Here is a 17,111-nt window from a genome sequence, read left to right on the forward strand (position 1 = left end):
ATCTAAGCTGGGTTAATTATTATTTAAGATGAATTTAGGTGGTTATGATTGTGTTTATTTTCGACAAAATCAGCCGTTAAGTAATAACCCTGTGAACTCTCATAGCATAATTGTGGTCACAGTTACCCGATTATGGGATTATTACTGCTTGGCAAAATGCATTCCAATTGTGCAGGTTGACTTAAAATCTTCGACAATTGGAATGCAGCTTGCTGTTACCAATTATTTCGCAGGGAGAATTATGCGCCTGTTTATTATTGTTTTATTAGGGCTTTTAGCTTGGTTACAATACGACTTCTGGTATGGCAAAAATGGTATGAATGAATTTAATGCCGTGGAAGAAAGCGTAGCCTTACAAGAAAAGGCGAACGCGGAGCTTCATCAGCGTAACCAGCAGATGTATGCCGAGATCAAAGATCTGCATGGTGGTAAAGAAGCTGTTGAAGAACGTGCACGTACCGATCTTGGTTTAGTTAAACCAGGGGAAACATTTGTTCGTGTAGTTGGCGATAATAACTAATTACACAGCCTAGCTAAGTAATGAGATAACCATTCATGATCGATAAATGTATTGCTGTTGTCCCTGCCGCAGGTGTCGGTAGTCGTATGGCGGCAGATCGCCCTAAACAATATTTGACGATTGCGGGTAAAACGATCCTTGAACACTCCGTTGAGCGTTTATTAAGTCTGCCTGAAATTCAACACGTGGTTATTGCTGTTAGTAAAACAGATCCGTATTTTCCAACCTTGCCGCTAGCTAATGATCCTCGTATTACCGTGGTTGATGGTGGTGCTGAACGAGTAGATTCTGTGTTTTCAGGGTTAGCGGCAATTAATGACGATAATGCATGGGTGATGGTGCATGATGCAGCAAGACCTTGCGTGCGATTAGACGATCTTCGTCAGTTAATGGTTGCTGCTAAGCAAAGCGAGTATGGCGCGATTTTAGCAACACCTGTTCGCGATACCATGAAACGCGCAAAGATGAATAAACAAGGTACTGCGATTGACCACACTGTTGATCGTGAACAATTGTGGCATGCACTTACACCACAAATGTTTCGAGCAGGGCAACTGCGTGAAGCATTAACAACCGCATTGGCACAAGATGCAGTGATCACCGATGAGGCATCAGCACTTGAGTTTTGTGGTTATTCCCCCGTGTTAGTTAAAGGTCGGGCTGATAATTTAAAAGTCACGCAGCCAGAAGATTTAGCGTTAGCAGAGTTCTACTTACAACAATTATTAAAGGAATATTCATAATGCGTATTGGTCATGGTTTTGATGTTCATAAATTTGGTGGTGAAGGTCCGGTTATTATTGGTGGCGTTGCTATCCCTTATGAACAAGGTTTAATTGCTCACTCTGATGGCGATGTAGCACTACATGCGGTATGTGATGCACTATTAGGTGCGATTGGTGCTGGTGATATCGGTCGCCATTTCCCTGATACTGATGCCGAGTGGGCAGGAGCTGACAGCCGATTTTTATTACGTGATGTCTACAGTAAAGTGAAATCTCAAGGTTATCGCTTGGGTAATGTAGACGTCACCATCATGGCACAAGCACCGAAAATGGCCCCCCATATTGATGCGATGTGTCAGGCGATTGCTGAAGATTTAGAAACAGATGTCGCAAATGTTAATGTTAAAGCAACGACAACTGAACGTTTAGGTTTTACTGGACGTAAAGAAGGCATTGCTTGTGAAGCCGTTGTTTTAATTAAAAAGGTATCTTGAGCTTATGTCTCATTCTCACACTGCAGAAAATATAATGGATTGTTTTAACTGGTTTCATGCAAAGCCAGTTTGTCACGGACGCATTAAAGCTAATCCTGAAGACTTCATCGTGAATGAAGAGCTCGGTTTTGAGTTTAGCGGTACAGGCGAACACCTGATGGTGAAAATTCGCAAGGTCGGTGAAAATACCAAGTATGTAGTGAATGAGTTAGCAAAAGCATGTGGCGTGAAATCACGTGACGTGAGCTGGGCTGGACTTAAAGATCGCCATGCTGTGACTGAGCAGTGGTTAAGTGTTCACTTGCCGGGTAAAGTTGATCCAGATCTTAGTCAGTTTGAAGCTGAACATCCTGGTGTCGAAATTCTTGAAGTGACGCGCCATGATAAAAAATTACGCCCAGGTGATTTAGCGGGTAACTGGTTCCAATTACGTCTTACTGATTTAGATAACCTTGATGCATTAACTGAGCGTTTAGAAATGGTCAAAGCACAAGGTGTTGCCAACTATTTTGGTGAACAGCGTTTTGGCCATGGTGGTAATAACGTGGTTAAAGCACGTGCTTGGGGCAACGATGAGTTCCGTGTACGTGATAAGAGCAAGCGTAGTTTTTACCTTTCAGCTGCACGTTCTTGGATGTTTAATCAAGTATTGTCACAGCGTATTGAGCAAGGTTTAGCGGCAACGATTATCGCTGGAGACTGCTTACAAGCAGAAGGTGATGAACGTACGTTTGTTGCAGATGTGGTAACGGATACATTACAGCAGCAAGTTACATCCGGTGAACTTGCTATTACAGGTCCATTGTTAGGTGATAACGCACTACCAACGCAAGATGATGCACAAGCGTTTGAATTAGCGATTGTGGAGCAAGAGCCAGCGTTAGTTAAACTTGTGCGTGATAACCGTATGCGTCACGATCGTCGTCCATTGCTACTGATGCCTAAAAATATGCAATGGCATTTCGAAGAGAAGGATTTGATTGTTTCATTTGCTCTGCCTGCTGGTAGTTTTGCCACCTCGGTAGTGCGTGAGTTGATCATGCCACTTCAAAATGAGGTAGTGAATGATGAGAATTCTGATCAGTAATGATGATGGTATTTTTGCCGAAGGTATTAATACACTCGCAAAAGCATTAAGTGAATTAGCAGAAGTAATAGTGGTTGCGCCTGATCGAAATCGATCAGGGGCATCAAATTCATTAACACTGGATTACCCGCTACGTATTCGAGAAGAAGGTAAAAACCGTATCTCGGTACAAGGCACACCAACGGATTGTGTTCATTTTGCTCTAAATGAATGGCTAGATGAACGTCCTGATATTGTGGTTGCTGGCATTAATCACGGCGCCAATTTAGGTGATGATGTGCTCTATTCAGGCACAGTTGCCGCAGCCACTGAAGGTCACTTTCTTGGTGTGCCAGCGATTGCGGTTTCTTTAGTCGGTGATAGGCATTTTGAAACAGCTGCGAAGGTGATTCAGCAAGTTGTTAAGCAGTTATCGCAACAGCCGTTACCGGGCAATAATATCTTAAATATTAATGTTCCTGATGTGCCTTTTGAACAGTTGAAGTCATGGCAAGTGACACGTCTAGGTGCACGTCATCGGGCTGAAAATATGATCAAAGAGTTAGATCCTCGTGGTAAACCGCTCTACTGGCTAGGCCCTCCTGGTCAATGCCAAGATGCAGGCCCAGGCACTGATTTTTATGCCATAGAACAAGGTGCGGTTTCGATAACCCCACTGCAAGTTGATTTGACCGCGCATGATGCCATGGTTGGAGTTGAAGGCTGGATGCGAAATGTGGAGATCCAGTAATCATGCGGTATCAAAGTCAGCTTGATAGCTTAATCGCATTTTTAAGAAATAAAGGGATCAGTGATCAGCGAGTGTTAAATGCGATTGCGACCGTTCCTCGTGAACGCTTCGTTGATGAAGCTTTCTCTTTTCAAGCATATGAGAATAATGCGCTACCGATTGGTAGTGGGCAAACAATTTCTCAACCCTACATTGTTGCGAAAATGACCGAGTTATTGGGCTTAACTTACCAATCTTCAGTGTTAGAAATTGGCACAGGCTCAGGTTATCAAACAGCAGTGTTAGCTCAACTTGTTGAGCATGTTTATTCTGTCGAGCGGATCAAAGCCTTGCAATGGCAAGCGAAAAGACGCTTTAAACAGTTAGAGTTACATAATATATCAACCAAACATGGTGACGGGTGGCAAGGATGGGCAAGTAAAGGGCCTTTCGATGCCATTATTGTGACCGCAGCTCCTAGTGAAGTTCCCCAGAGCTTATTGGAGCAACTGGTTGATGGTGGACGATTAATTTTGCCTGTTGGCTATCAACAGCAAGAATTGAAATTGATTGTCCGAAATGGCGAAGCATTTTGCGAAACCGTGATTGAACCCGTAAGATTTGTGCCTTTAGTGGCTGGAGATTTGGCTTAAACCATGAGTACAGAGTGTATGATGAAAAAAATTATTCAACCTTCTTTGTTAGCAGTAACCAGTATGATTCTGCTATCAGCTTGTAGTAGTCATACACCAGCTCCGGTTGCTAATCTCAGTAAAGATTACTCTCAGTTAGAGCGTGGTAGCTTTAGAGGCGATTCATATACGGTACGTAAAGGGGATACGTTATATTTTATCTCCTACGTCACAGGTCAAAATGTAAAAGACATTGTTAGCCTAAACAATTTAGCGCCACCATACATTATTTATCCAGGCCAACGATTAGCTATCCCTAGTGGTAGCCGCTCATCATACTCATCAAATACGTCTGTGGTTACACCACCTGTGAAAACGACTCCTGTGAGTAAACCGAAGCCAGTTTCAAAACCTGTCGCACAAAAAACAGACAATAAAACGGTTGCGCAGTCAAAACCAAAAGAGTACTCTGAAAACTCAAAAGTTAACAAACCTGTAACAACTAAGCCAAGCACAACCCCATCAACATCAAAATGGGCTTGGCCTGTAAAAGGTAAAATTATTGCTGGATTCTCAAATTCAGAAAATGGCAATAGAGGTATCGATATTGCAGGTACGCGAGGAGAAGCAATTAAAGCAACCGCAGCAGGTGTTGTTGTATATGCGGGTGATGCATTACCGGGTTACGGTAATTTAGTCATCATTAAGCATGGTGAAGATTATCTAAGTGCTTATGCGCATAACGATAAGATCTTAGTAAAAGAGCAACAAACAGTAAAAGCTGGGCAAAAGATAGCTTCCATGGGAAGCACTGGGGCTAGCAGTGTAAGGCTACACTTTGAAATTCGCTATAAGGGTAAATCAGTGGATCCAATGCGCTACTTACCTAAATAAGAAACGAAAAATCAATGATGCAGCAATTAGAGATGACATGATGAAGTTGTAATGTCTTGCTAACTCGCCATCTGGGAGGCGCTATGAGTAGAAGCAGCACAGCCACAAACCTTGATTCATTCACTTTAGACGAAGACGTGGAAATGAACGTTCCAATGCCGTCTGCTGATGATAGTTCTGATACTGAAGCAATATCGGTTAATGATGATGACGCCGATATTGCTAAATATGAAGCAACTCAAAAAGCATTAGATGCTACCCAACTCTATCTCGGTGAGATTGGCTATTCGCCTCTTCTCACCGCAGAAGAAGAAGTCTTGTATGCTCGTCGTGCATTACGCGGCGATGAAGTTGCACGTAAACGAATGATTGAAAGTAATCTTCGTTTAGTAGTGAAAATCTCGCGTCGCTATAGTAACCGAGGACTGGCACTGCTCGATTTGGTGGAAGAAGGTAATTTAGGCCTGATCCGCGCTGTTGAGAAGTTTGATCCTGAACGAGGCTTCCGCTTCTCTACCTATGCGACATGGTGGATCCGCCAAACCATTGAGCGGGCAATCATGAATCAAACCCGCACCATCCGACTACCTATTCATGTAGTCAAAGAGCTCAATGTTTATCTACGTACGGCACGTGAATTAGCACAAAAGCTGGATCATGAGCCAACAGCCGAAGACATTGCACAACAGTTAGAAAAGCCTGTTGATGATGTGAATCGTATGTTGCGCTTAAATGAGCGAGTGAGCTCGGTAGATAATCCGATCGGTGGTGATTCAGAAAAAGCACTGCTTGATATTATTCCTGATGAAAAAGGTGGAAGTCCTGAATCATCAACCCAAGATGATGATATCAAAAACTCAATCGTTCATTGGTTACAAGAGCTTAATCCTAAGCAGCGTGAAGTGTTAGCGCGTCGATTCGGCTTACTGGGCTATGAAGCATCAACATTAGAAGATGTTGGGCGTGAGATCGGTTTAACCCGTGAGCGTGTTCGCCAAATTCAGGTTGAAGGTCTGCGACGCTTACGTGACATGCTAACGCACCAAGGACTTAATATTGAGTCGCTCTTTAATCAAGAGCTTTAATTTACTTGATTCAATGTAACCTTTTTACCTCCTTCTAAATACATTGAAATAGTAATAAGAAAAAGGACGCAGAAGCGTCCTTTTTTGTTTCTGTTGAATGAGTTAAAGATTAAAGCAGTGCTTTTAATCGATATAATTCATCTAAGGCTTGGCGTGGGGTTAAGTCATCTGGATTCACATTCGCCAATGCTTCTTCCACTTCACTCGGCTCTGGGATCAAACTTAATTGATGCTCTTCTTTTGGTGCTTGCGAAGCTAAAACGTCAGGTTGTAGTGCTTGTTGGTGACCTGATGCTTCCAGTTGTTGCAGCTTGATCTTAGCTCGCTTGATCACAGATTTCGGAACACCGGCTAAACTCGCTACCGCTAGACCGTAAGACTTACTCGCAGCACCTTCTTGAACGGCATGCATGAAGGCAATTTCATCTCCGTGTTCAACAGCATCGAGATGAACGTTCGCCAATCCGGTTAATAGTGATGGCAGCTCTGTTAGTTCGAAGTAGTGAGTGGCGAATAATGTCATGGCTGAGATCTTATCTGCCAGCCATTCAGCACTTGCCCATGCCAGTGATAGACCATCGTAAGTACTGGTACCACGACCGATTTCATCCATTAACACTAAACTTTGCTGGGTGGCGTTATGAAGAATATTCGCCGTTTCTGTCATTTCAACCATGAAGGTTGAGCGACCAGAGGCTAAGTCATCAGAGGCTCCAATACGGGTAAAGATACGATCTAGTGGACCAATCTTCACCGCTTCTGCTGGAACAAAAGAGCCCACATGTGCCATTAATGCAATTAATGCGGTTTGACGCATGTAAGTTGACTTACCACCCATGTTAGGACCGGTAATGATCAACATGCGGCGATCTTGATGCAGCGAAATAGGGTTAGCGATAAACGGCTCACTTAACACATGTTCAACCACAGGGTGACGACCTGCGGTGATCTCAATCCCTGTTTGTTCCATTAATTCAGGACGACAGTAATTGAGGCTATCGGCACGTTCAGCAAGGTTTGTTAACACATCAAGTTCAGAAAGGGCGCTTGCCGCATTTTGTAGTTGCTCAAGATGTGGCAGTAGTTGATCAAATAGCTCTTCCCATAGCTTTTTCTCTAATGCGAGTGCTTTAGATTTTGAGTTAAGTACTTTGTCTTCATGCTCTTTAAGCTCAGGGATAATATAACGCTCGGCATTTTTCAGCGTTTGGCGACGCACGTAGTGGCTTGGTACTAAGTGGCTTTGACCACGGCTGACTTGAATGAAGAAACCGTGTACTTGGTTAAAGCCCACTTTCAAGCTATCAATATCATGACGCTCACGTTCACTGGCTTCTAATTCTTCTAAGAATTTGGTTGCGCCATCAGCGAGATCACGCCACTCATCAAGTTCTGCATTATAGCCCGGTGCTAATACGCCACCATCACGGATGATCACTGGTGGGTTTTCAATGATTGCACGTTCAAGCAGTTCGCATAGTTCATCCATTGGAGCTGCGTACGTCGCTAAATCATTAATGCGAGCTTGTGGTACTTCAGCTAATAGTTCAGCTAATTCTGGCAGATATTGCATGGCGGTACGCATGCGAGCTAAGTCACGAGGACGTGCCGAGCGCAGTGCTAAACGTGCCAAAATACGTTCTAAGTCACCCATGTGACGTAGTACACCAGCGACATCCACAAACATACCACTGTCTTTAAATGCTTCAATAGCATCTAAACGACCATTAAGCTGTTTTTGATCTCGGATAGGCTGGTGGAGCCAACGTTTCAGTAAACGGCTTCCCATTGGTGTTGCAGTTTGATCAAGTACCGATGCCAGTGTGTTGTCATAACCGCCAGCTAAGTTTTGCGTAAGCTCTAGGTTACGACGTGTAGCTGCATCTAAGATCACTGCATGATCTTTGGTATCTAAGGTGATCGCACGAATATGTGGTAGTGCAGTACGTTGGGTATCTTTAACGTATTGCATCAAACAGCCCGCCGCACATAAGCCAAGTTCTGCATTTTCAACGCCAAAACCGACTAAGTCACGAGTACCAAATTGCAGGGTTAATTGCTGACGTGCAGTGTCTAATTCAAATTCCCAAATAGGGCGACGACGCTTACCTTTAAACGGTTCAACTAAATGCAGGTAAGTGAAATCTTCTGGATAAAGTAGTTCAGCAGGGCTCGTGCGCTGAAGCTCAGCTTGCATTTCTTCTTCACTAGCAGGCTCTGTGAGCATGAAGCGGCCAGATGTGATATCTAAGGTTGCGTAGCCAAATTTGTTATTTTCGGTGTAAATTGCAGCAATTAAGTTATCACGACGCTCATTAAGTAAGGCTTCATCACTAACAGTACCTGGCGTGACAATACGAACTACTTTGCGTTCTACTGGACCTTTGCTTGTTGCAGGATCGCCAATTTGCTCACAAATAGCGACAGAAACGCCTTGCTGAACCAGTTTGGCTAAGTAGCCTTCTACAGCATGGTAAGGCACTCCTGCCATTGGGATCGGTTCACCGTTAGTAGAGCCACGTTTTGTTAATGAGATATCAAGCAGTTGAGAGGCGCGCTTCGCATCATCAAAAAACATCTCGTAGAAGTCACCCATTCGATAGAACAGTAAAACGTCAGGGTTCTCAGCTTTGATTTTCAAAAACTGCTGCATCATAGGTGTATGTTTTTCTAAGCCTTTTATCGTCACGATATTGCCTACTCTTGCTTGAACTATGTCATGCTAAATTGACAGCATGACCAATGAATTTTGACCGCTAAGGATACGTGAATCCGCTAATAGGGCAAAGCGGGATAGCGAGTTTTTTTAAGATATTTGCAATGGTAGTTGTTAGGCGTAAAGTCACAAAATTAATTGCATTGAGTATGATGAAGTCATGCTTTTATGCACCACCATTAATCGTATTAGCAAGGAGCAACAAATGAATATTGAACAGCTGGCCACTGATTTAGGACTAGCCTTAAAAGATAAAGGTTGGATTGCGACCACCGCAGAATCATGTACCGGTGGTGGGGTCGCTTATGCCATTACTGAAATTCCTGGTAGCTCTGCATGGTTCAACCGCTCATTTGTCACTTATAGTAATGAAGCAAAGCAAGAGATGTTGAGCGTTTCAGGTGCGACACTAGCAGAGTTTGGTGCAGTCAGTGAAGGCGTTGTATTTGAAATGGCTTGTGGTGCATTAGCGGCATCTCGGGCTGATATCAGTGTGGCAATCAGTGGTATTGCTGGTCCTGATGGCGGCACTGCTGAAAAGCCTGTTGGCACGGTGTGGTTTTGTTGGGCTGATAGTACAGAATGGCGACATACAATTTGTTGTCATTTTGAAGGCGATCGAAAATCAGTAAGATTACAAGCGATTGCTAAAGCCTTGTCTGTCATGCTGGAGCGAGTAAAAAGCGTGAATGAGTAAAACTGGGCTGACGCATATTTAACAAAAAAAATGTAGTCACCTATAGACACTGTATGAATAGACAGTATACTAGTCTGCATTCAAACAGTTCAGAAATTTCATTTTAGCATCCGTTGGAGAGTCGAATGGACGACAACAAACAAAAGGCTCTTGCCGCAGCGTTAGGCCAGATTGAGAAGCAGTTCGGTAAAGGTTCAATCATGAAGTTGGGCGATAACCGTACTATGGATATCGAAACAATTTCAACCGGCTCCCTATCTTTAGATATTGCACTGGGTGCTGGTGGCTTACCAATGGGTCGTATCGTAGAAATCTACGGTCCTGAATCTTCAGGTAAAACAACCTTAACACTTGAAACGATTGCAGCAGCTCAGCGTAAAGGAAAAACCTGTGCTTTCATCGATGCTGAACATGCACTGGATCCTATTTACGCACAAAAGTTGGGTGTAGATATCGATCAGCTTTTAGTTTCTCAGCCAGATACGGGTGAGCAAGCATTAGAGATTTGTGACGCATTAGCCCGCTCTGGTGCTGTTGATCTTATCGTTGTCGACTCCGTTGCCGCACTAACACCGAAAGCTGAAATTGAAGGTGAAATGGGTGACTCACACATGGGCCTGCAAGCACGTATGCTTTCTCAAGCAATGCGTAAGCTAACAGGTAACCTAAAGCAGTCTAACTGTATGTGTATCTTCATCAACCAGATCCGTATGAAGATCGGTGTGATGTTTGGTAACCCAGAAACCACTACTGGTGGTAACGCACTGAAGTTCTACGCATCTGTTCGTCTTGATATTCGTCGTACTGGCGCTATCAAAGAAGGTGACGAAGTTGTTGGTAACGAAACACGCATTAAAGTAGTTAAGAACAAAATTGCTGCACCATTTAAGCAAGCTGATACACAGATCCTTTACGGTCAAGGCTTTAACCGTAACGGTGAGCTAGTTGACCTAGGTGTTAAGCACAAGCTGGTAGAAAAAGCAGGTGCTTGGTACAGCTACAAGGGCGATAAGATCGGCCAAGGTAAAGCAAATGCGTGTAAGTTCTTAACTGAGAATCCAGAAACAGCAGCAGAGATCGAAGCGAAGTTACGTGAGCTATTACTTAGCCCTGTAACGGAAGGCGAAACATCTGAAGCGCAAGACAATATGGATATCGAAGAAGACGAAGCATTCTAAGACGTCTTTAATCGTGAAAACCCAGCCAATAGGTTGGGTTTTTTTATATCTTTTGTTTTTGACAATAGGCATTTAAATCTCTGTCATTAGCTTATTTTTGATCTAATATACCTGAACATCATTTTTTATTTACTAAACTATGAATGTAAGTTGTTGATAATACTTTGTAGGTGTGTGTTAGGTGAAAGAAGGTTTTTCATTACTGCGTTGGATTGGACGTACTCTACGCCGTTTTGCATTGTGGCTTTATAGCATTAGACATATTTTTGTCGCGCTATTTGTCCTTGCCAATAGTGGCCTTATATTCCACACCATTTATGGTTTGCCAGTTGATGTTATTGCCATTTTTAACGTTAAAAATTACGAGCAAATCAACCATACGTTTTTAACTAATGCCCCATATTTCATGTTGGGTGTCTTTATTGCACTAAGCTCAATAGGATTATTTTTCCGAGCCCGTATCTCATGGATGATCAGCTTTACCTTGATGATCATCGATACCCTTTATACGGCACATATCCACCCAGATCAAACTTATAACATTCATTATGGTTTGATTTCATTGGTTATTTTATTTTTAGTTAGACGTCATTTCTCAAGAAGCAGTGTTGCGGCAGGTAGTATTTTTGCGTTGATCAGTGTGATCACCTTGATGCTCACCTCAACCTATGGTGCGTTGTACTTTGGCGATGGCTTTGAACCTAAGATCACTTCACTGTTGACAGCGTTTTATTATGCGATAGAAACCATGTCGACAGTGGGGTACGGTGATATTGTTCCGGTTTCTGAGCCTGCGCGATTATTTACCATTTCTGTGATTGTTTCCGGTATTACCGTGTTTGCAACATCGGCAACATCCGTATTAGGCCCGGTTGTTCATAGTGGTTTTGAACGACTCGTTAAAGGTAATAGCAAAAAGATGAATAGAACCAATCATTTTATTATTTGTGGCTTATCAAGCCTTGCAGTGAATACCATTAAACAACTGTCATCACGCAAACAGCCAATCACCGTGATTGTCTCTCCGCGTACGCAGCAAGCAGCGAAAGATTTGCTTGAAGATCTTGATGTTGTGGTTGGTGATTACAGTGATGGTGAGATATTAACGCAAGCGGGTGTGATGAATGCCAAAGCTATCTTGGCACTGAGTGATGATGATGCCGATAACGCGTTTATTGTGCTATCTGCAATTGAACTCGATAGCAATGCACGGACTGTTGCGTTGGTTAACGACAGTAAAAATATCAATAAAGTAAAAAGCGTTAATCCGGATATTGTGATTTCACCACAGCAGTTTGCGAGTGATATTCTGGCTCGGGTACTTAATGGTGAAAGTATTGATAGTGATTCTATTGTTTCATCATTGCTCAATTCAGTGCAGGGATTGTCTGAAAAAGAAATTTCGAAATAGCGACTAACTTGCCACTATCTGCTTTATTCATTGTAAATTTCATTCAATCGAGAGAATTACACAGACAAATGCATTAAAGATTTCGATTATTTAATGCATTTGTCCACATAACATTTCCTGTTATTGCCGCCGTTGTTTTACAATAGTCCCCAAAAAATTTATCTTAGTTCGATTACTCAACTCAGCCTTTTATCAAAAGTGTGTATTACGCACCAATAAAGGGTGAGTTAGAAGATCACCTAAGTATGATTTTCTGTCTTTCAATAAAAGCATTAATTCAGGATTTGCCAATGTACATGAGCACTGATGAGATCCGCCGTGCGTATCTTGCGTTTTTCGAGAGCAAAGGCCACCAAATCGTGGAAAGCTCCTCTCTTGTACCTGCGAACGACCCAACATTGTTGTTCACAAACGCGGGTATGAACCAATTTAAAGATGTTTTCTTAGGTTTAGAAAAGCGCAGCTACACGCGAGCGACAACGGCACAGCGTTGTGTACGTGCAGGCGGTAAGCATAACGACCTTGAAAATGTAGGCTTTACAGCACGTCACCATACATTCTTTGAAATGTTAGGTAACTTCAGCTTTGGTGATTACTTCAAGCATGACGCTATCGCATACGCTTGGGAATTCTTAACATCAGTACTTAAGCTTCCTGCTGATCGCCTTGTTGTTACCGTTTATGAAACGGATGACGAAGCATTTGATATCTGGAACAAAGAAGTAGGTATTCCTGCTGATCGTATCGTGCGTATCGGTGATAAGAAAGGTGGTAAGCCTTTTGAATCTGACAACTTCTGGCAGATGGGTGACACAGGTCCTTGTGGTCCATGTACAGAGATTTTCTACGATCACGGTGATCACATCTGGGGTGGCCGTCCAGGCACACCTGAAGAAGATGGTGACCGTTTCATCGAGATCTGGAACAACGTATTTATGCAGTTCAACCGTCAAGCTGACGGCACAATGGAGCCGCTACCTAAGCCTTCTGTTGATACTGGTATGGGTATTGAGCGTATTGCTGCAATCATGCAAGGCGTTCACTCAAACTACGAAATCGATATCTTCCAAACGCTAATTAAAGAAGCGGCGAAAGTGATCGGTTTTGACGATCTATCTAACCAGTCACTACGCGTTGTCGCTGACCACATCCGTTCATGTGCTTACCTGATCTCTGACGGTGTTATGCCATCAAACGAAGGTCGTGGTTATGTACTACGCCGTATTATCCGTCGTGCAGTACGTCACGGTAACAAGTTAGGTGCACAAGGTGCATTCTTCTACAAGCTTGTTGGTCCGCTAGCTGACATCATGGGTACTGCTGGTGAAGAGCTAAAAGCACAGCAAGAACTCGTAGAAAAAGTACTTAAGATTGAAGAAGACAACTTTGGTCGTACTCTTGACCGTGGTTTGACAATTCTTAACGAAGCACTAGATAACTTAGACGGTAAAGTGCTTGATGGTGAAACTGTATTTAAACTATACGATACGTACGGTTTTCCAGCTGATTTAACCAACGATGTTGCTCGTGAGCGTGGCTTCTCTATCGATGAAGAAGGTTTTGAAGCGGCAATGGAAGAACAACGTCAACGTGCTCGTGATGCGGGTAACTTTGGTGTTGATTACAACGATGCAATCAAAGTTGATGCTGAAACAGAATTCTGTGGTTACAGCGCAACAGACGGTGAAGGTGAAATTGTTGCCCTATACCGTGATGGCGTTGCTGTTGATAGCGTAAATGCAGGTGAAGATGCGTTAGTAGTACTAACAAACACACCATTCTACGCAGAGTCAGGCGGTCAGTGTGGCGATAGCGGTATCCTGAGCGCTGAAGGTGTACTGTTCAATGTTGCTGACACGCAAAAGTTTGGCGCAGCAATTGGTCATAAAGGTCAAGTTGCTGAAGGTACGCTAACTGTTGGTCAAAAACTAACAGCGTCTGTTGATTCAGCGCGCCGTGCAGCAATTAGCCTAAACCACTCAGCAACGCACCTAATGCACGCAGCACTGCGTAACATTTTAGGTGAGCATGTTGCACAGAAAGGTTCATTGGTAAAAGCTGATGGTCTACGTTTCGACTTCTCTAACCTAGAAGCCGTTAAACCAGAGCAACTACGTGCGGTTGAAACCATGGTTAACGATCAAATCCGTGCTAACCACGCGATTGAAACCAACATCATGGACATCGAAGCGGCGAAAGCGAAAGGTGCAATGGCACTGTTTGGCGAGAAGTACGATGACGAAGTTCGTGTATTAAGCATGGGTGAGTTCTCAACTGAGCTTTGTGGTGGTATTCACGCTACTCGCACTGGTGATATTGGTCTATTTAAGATCCTATCTGAGAGTGGTATCGCTGCAGGTATTCGTCGTATTGAAGCGGTAACAGGCGCTGCTGCAATCGAAGCGATGCACACTGAAGATGCAATGCTTGCTAAGACAGCTCGTCTAGTGAAATCAGATTCAGCATCAGTTGTTAGCAAAGTGGAAGCATTAGTTTCTCACAGCAAGCAACTAGAAAAAGAAATTCAACAATTAAAAGATAAGCTAGCGGCTCAAGAAGGCGCAAACCTTATCAACCAAGCGCAAGAGATCAACGGCGTTAAAGTTTTAATCGCAAAACTTAACGGTGCTGATAACAAAGCCCTACGTGGTATGGTTGATGAATTAAAGAATCAGCTAGGTAGTGGTGTAGTTTTACTAGGTAATGTAAGCGACGATAAAGTTGGCTTAATTGCTGGTGTAACAAAAGATCTTGTTGGCAAAGTTAAAGCGGGTGAACTAGTTAACCTAGTTGCTCAACAAGTTGGCGGCAAGGGCGGCGGTCGTCCTGATATGGCGCAAGCAGGTGGTACAGACGCAGCAGCATTGCCTGCAGCACTAGAAACCGTTGCACCATGGCTAGCTGACAAACTGTAATCACTGGAGAGGTAATGTGGCACTATTAGTGCAGAAATTTGGTGGAACATCGGTTGGCTCTATTGAGCGAATTGAAGCGGTGGCTGAGCGTGTGATCAAAGCACGCCAGTCTGGCCATCAAGTTGTCGTTGTTCTTTCTGCTATGGCAGGGGAGACCAATCGTTTATTAGGTCTAGCCAAGCAAATTGACGAAGTACCAACACCGCGCGAGCTTGATGTTCTGCTTGCTGCGGGCGAGCAGGTGTCAATTGCCTTGTTAGCCATGGCATTGAATAAACGTGGCTACAGTGCGGTATCGTTGACAGCTGATCAGGTTGTTATTCGAACTGATAATGCATTTAATAATGCCACCATTCGTGAAGTAGAAACGCAACGAATGACAGCATTACTTAGCAACGATAACATTGTTATCGTTGCGGGTTTCCAAGGTCGTGATGTTGAAGGTAACATCACGACATTGGGACGTGGTGGCTCTGATACCACTGCGGTTGCTATTGCAAGTGCGTTAGATGCCGACGAATGTCAGATCTTTACCGATGTCGATGGTGTTTACTCCACTGATCCGAGAATCGTTCCTACAGCAACACGACTAGATGTGATCCACTTTGACCATATGACGTCAATGGCACGTTTAGGTGCGAAAGTGCTACAATTGCAGTCTGTAGAGTATGCCTGTCAGCATCGTGTTCCACTTCGAGTGCTTTCATCTTTCGATGAAGGCGAAGGAACACTAGTAAATTTTGATAGTATGGTTTCATCAACTATCATAGGTGTCGCGCTACAAAAGCAGCATGTATTGCTGGAAATCGCGCTACCAAAAACAGAACTGAATAAGCAAATATCATTATTTGGATTAGCCGTGTGGATCCTTGATCACAGCAGTGACGAGAATAAATCACAAATAGTTGCTGCAAATGATGATATTGCGCGTTTGAAGCTAGTTTTTGATAGTAAAATGCGCCATATTGGTATGGTCTCGATTCTGTCTCTTGTTGGGGATGGAACACAACATTGTTTGGATGCCGTCCAAAAAGTGTTAAAAGAGGCTAGCATTAAAGTGCATACTTATCAGGGTGACGCTAAGTGTTTATCTTTGTTGATTGATGATGAAGATCATGTCGCTGCTGTAGATTTAATCCATAAAAAGTTTGTGGTTGATAGCCAAAGTCTGGATAATCGATCATATCTCGCTGTTTCTTGAGCAGTGGCTATTTACGAAAACGTAAATAATATTGGATAATAAACGTTAAATTCTTATAAGATTGAGATGACTCAAGGAGCACATAAATGCTAATTTTGACACGTCGCGTAGGTGAAACTCTAATGATCGGTGACGAAGTTACCGTTACTGTTTTAGGTGTTAAAGGTAACCAAGTACGTATTGGTGTTAATGCACCTAAAGAAGTATCTGTTCACCGCGAAGAAATCTACATGCGAATTCAAGCGGAAAAAGAAACTGACTCTCAGGGTTCTGGCAACTATTAATTTGAAAAAGGTCAGGTATAAAAGCCTGGCCTTTTTTGTACCTGTCGTATGTGGTTATTTAAAATATTTATTTAATTGGCACAGGAAATAGCAGCAAATAAGTTAAAAATGAGTGAATATTTTAACGCTTACGTTGTATAAATTATCTCATTGGCTATTAAGTACGCATGCAGTCAGAGATTGTCGTTTTTTATCAATAAAGTGTTTGACTTATTTTTGGCTGACAGTAATATGAGCCCCCGAAAGACGGTGAGGTGGCCGAGAGGCTGAAGGCGCTCCCCTGCTAAGGGAGTATACGGTTTATCCCGTATCGAGGGTTCGAATCCCTCCTTCACCGCCATTTGTTATCTCTTTTTTAAAAGAGATAAGTCTGCAAAGACAACTGCGCGCTCGTAGCTCAGCTGGATAGAGTACCTGGCTACGAACCAGGCGGTCGGAGGTTCGAATCCTCCCGAGCGCGCCATTATTTAGAGTGATGAGTTTTAGACTTGTTATTCGCACCGATTTGAGTGGTGAGGTGGCCGAGAGGCTGAAGGCGCTCCCCTGCTAAGGGAGTATACGGT

The 17,111-nt window shown here is 43.2% G+C and carries 15 protein-coding genes and 2 tRNA genes; 16 read left to right on the forward strand and 1 reads right to left on the reverse strand.

The window, feature by feature from the left end; genetic code table 11:
* Positions 1–241: 241 nt before the first annotated feature.
* The 8 genes from ftsB to rpoS all read left to right on the forward strand — a co-directional run bounded on the left by ftsB (position 242) and on the right by rpoS (position 6,146).
* On the forward strand, positions 242–520 hold the full coding sequence (gene ftsB / locus E5A76_RS03220; RefSeq protein WP_053987317.1) for a cell division protein FtsB: 279 nt from the start codon (positions 242–244) through the stop codon (positions 518–520).
* Positions 521–558: 38 nt separating this feature from the next.
* Positions 559–1,263 carry a 2-C-methyl-D-erythritol 4-phosphate cytidylyltransferase gene (gene ispD / locus E5A76_RS03225; RefSeq protein WP_202813181.1) on the forward strand — a complete coding sequence of 235 codons (705 nt, stop codon included), beginning with the start codon at positions 559–561 and terminating at the stop codon, positions 1,261–1,263.
* The gene (gene ispF, locus E5A76_RS03230; RefSeq protein ID WP_053987319.1) at positions 1,263–1,739 is read left to right on the forward strand and encodes a 2-C-methyl-D-erythritol 2,4-cyclodiphosphate synthase; all 477 of its coding nucleotides are present in this window, start codon (positions 1,263–1,265) and stop codon (positions 1,737–1,739) included. Before ispD ends, ispF begins: the two co-directional genes overlap by 1 nt.
* Positions 1,740–1,773: 34 nt before the next feature.
* The gene (truD, locus tag E5A76_RS03235; RefSeq protein ID WP_161117815.1) at positions 1,774–2,826 is read left to right on the forward strand and encodes a tRNA pseudouridine(13) synthase TruD; all 1,053 of its coding nucleotides are present in this window, start codon (positions 1,774–1,776) and stop codon (positions 2,824–2,826) included.
* On the forward strand, positions 2,807–3,556 hold the full coding sequence (surE, locus tag E5A76_RS03240; RefSeq protein ID WP_161117814.1) for a 5'/3'-nucleotidase SurE: 750 nt from the start codon (positions 2,807–2,809) through the stop codon (positions 3,554–3,556). Before truD ends, surE begins: the two co-directional genes overlap by 20 nt.
* A 2-nt stretch (positions 3,557–3,558) precedes the next feature.
* Positions 3,559–4,188 carry a protein-L-isoaspartate(D-aspartate) O-methyltransferase gene (locus E5A76_RS03245; protein ID WP_053987321.1) on the forward strand — a complete coding sequence of 210 codons (630 nt, stop codon included), beginning with the start codon at positions 3,559–3,561 and terminating at the stop codon, positions 4,186–4,188.
* 21 nt (positions 4,189–4,209) lie between these two features.
* The gene (locus E5A76_RS03250) at positions 4,210–5,061 is read left to right on the forward strand and encodes a peptidoglycan DD-metalloendopeptidase family protein (RefSeq protein WP_053987322.1); all 852 of its coding nucleotides are present in this window, start codon (positions 4,210–4,212) and stop codon (positions 5,059–5,061) included.
* Positions 5,062–5,144: 83 nt separating this feature from the next.
* A complete protein-coding gene (gene rpoS, locus E5A76_RS03255; protein WP_008988024.1) occupies positions 5,145–6,146 on the forward strand; it encodes an RNA polymerase sigma factor RpoS in 1,002 nt (333 codons plus the stop codon).
* Between the two features lie 109 nt (positions 6,147–6,255).
* Here the strand turns inward: rpoS and mutS are convergent, their stop codons facing one another.
* The gene (gene mutS / locus E5A76_RS03260) at positions 6,256–8,835 is read right to left on the reverse strand and encodes a DNA mismatch repair protein MutS (protein WP_161117810.1); all 2,580 of its coding nucleotides are present in this window, start codon (positions 8,833–8,835) and stop codon (positions 6,256–6,258) included.
* Between the two features lie 232 nt (positions 8,836–9,067).
* Between mutS and pncC the strand changes: the two genes are divergently transcribed.
* The 8 genes from pncC to E5A76_RS03300 all read left to right on the forward strand — a co-directional run bounded on the left by pncC (position 9,068) and on the right by E5A76_RS03300 (position 17,011).
* Positions 9,068–9,559: a nicotinamide-nucleotide amidase gene (gene pncC / locus E5A76_RS03265; protein ID WP_161117811.1), complete on the forward strand. Its 492-nt coding sequence runs from the start codon at positions 9,068–9,070 to the stop codon at positions 9,557–9,559.
* Positions 9,560–9,684: 125 nt separating this feature from the next.
* Positions 9,685–10,737, forward strand: coding sequence for a recombinase RecA (gene recA / locus E5A76_RS03270; protein ID WP_008988027.1), 1,053 nt, complete (start codon positions 9,685–9,687; stop codon positions 10,735–10,737).
* Between the two features lie 181 nt (positions 10,738–10,918).
* On the forward strand, positions 10,919–12,148 hold the full coding sequence (gene kch, locus E5A76_RS03275) for a voltage-gated potassium channel protein (RefSeq protein WP_053987325.1): 1,230 nt from the start codon (positions 10,919–10,921) through the stop codon (positions 12,146–12,148).
* Between the two features lie 290 nt (positions 12,149–12,438).
* On the forward strand, positions 12,439–15,063 hold the full coding sequence (gene alaS, locus E5A76_RS03280) for an alanine--tRNA ligase (protein ID WP_161118089.1): 2,625 nt from the start codon (positions 12,439–12,441) through the stop codon (positions 15,061–15,063).
* Between the two features lie 16 nt (positions 15,064–15,079).
* Entirely contained in the window at positions 15,080–16,264 is a 1,185-nt protein-coding gene (locus tag E5A76_RS03285) for an aspartate kinase (RefSeq protein WP_107167240.1), read from the forward strand.
* A gap of 86 nt (positions 16,265–16,350) precedes the next feature.
* The gene (gene csrA / locus E5A76_RS03290) at positions 16,351–16,548 is read left to right on the forward strand and encodes a carbon storage regulator CsrA (RefSeq protein ID WP_005371488.1); all 198 of its coding nucleotides are present in this window, start codon (positions 16,351–16,353) and stop codon (positions 16,546–16,548) included.
* A gap of 248 nt (positions 16,549–16,796) precedes the next feature.
* A tRNA-Ser gene (locus tag E5A76_RS03295) sits at positions 16,797–16,888 on the forward strand.
* Positions 16,889–16,934: 46 nt separating this feature from the next.
* Positions 16,935–17,011 (forward strand) — tRNA-Arg (locus E5A76_RS03300).
* Positions 17,012–17,111: the final 100 nt, after the last annotated feature.

This window comes from Photobacterium lucens, assembly GCF_009873615.1.
Taxonomy (GTDB): Bacteria; Pseudomonadota; Gammaproteobacteria; order Enterobacterales; family Vibrionaceae; genus Photobacterium; species Photobacterium lucens.

Excerpts from the sequence above, each read along its gene's own strand:
- truD (WP_161117815.1), top strand. The coding sequence starts at position 1,774 with ATGGATTGTTTTAACTGGTTTCATGCAAAGCCAGTTTGTCACGGACGC.
- ftsB (WP_053987317.1), top strand. The coding sequence starts at position 242 with ATGCGCCTGTTTATTATTGTTTTATTAGGGCTTTTAGCTTGGTTACAA.
- pncC (WP_161117811.1), top strand. The coding sequence starts at position 9,068 with ATGAATATTGAACAGCTGGCCACTGATTTAGGACTAGCCTTAAAAGAT.
- E5A76_RS03245 (WP_053987321.1), top strand. The coding sequence starts at position 3,559 with ATGCGGTATCAAAGTCAGCTTGATAGCTTAATCGCATTTTTAAGAAAT.
- surE (WP_161117814.1), top strand. The coding sequence starts at position 2,807 with ATGAGAATTCTGATCAGTAATGATGATGGTATTTTTGCCGAAGGTATT.
- E5A76_RS03250 (WP_053987322.1), top strand. The coding sequence starts at position 4,210 with ATGAAAAAAATTATTCAACCTTCTTTGTTAGCAGTAACCAGTATGATT.
- csrA (WP_005371488.1), top strand. The coding sequence starts at position 16,351 with ATGCTAATTTTGACACGTCGCGTAGGTGAAACTCTAATGATCGGTGAC.
- recA (WP_008988027.1), top strand. The coding sequence starts at position 9,685 with ATGGACGACAACAAACAAAAGGCTCTTGCCGCAGCGTTAGGCCAGATT.
- ispF (WP_053987319.1), top strand. The coding sequence starts at position 1,263 with ATGCGTATTGGTCATGGTTTTGATGTTCATAAATTTGGTGGTGAAGGT.
- alaS (WP_161118089.1), top strand. The coding sequence starts at position 12,439 with ATGTACATGAGCACTGATGAGATCCGCCGTGCGTATCTTGCGTTTTTC.
- rpoS (WP_008988024.1), top strand. The coding sequence starts at position 5,145 with ATGAGTAGAAGCAGCACAGCCACAAACCTTGATTCATTCACTTTAGAC.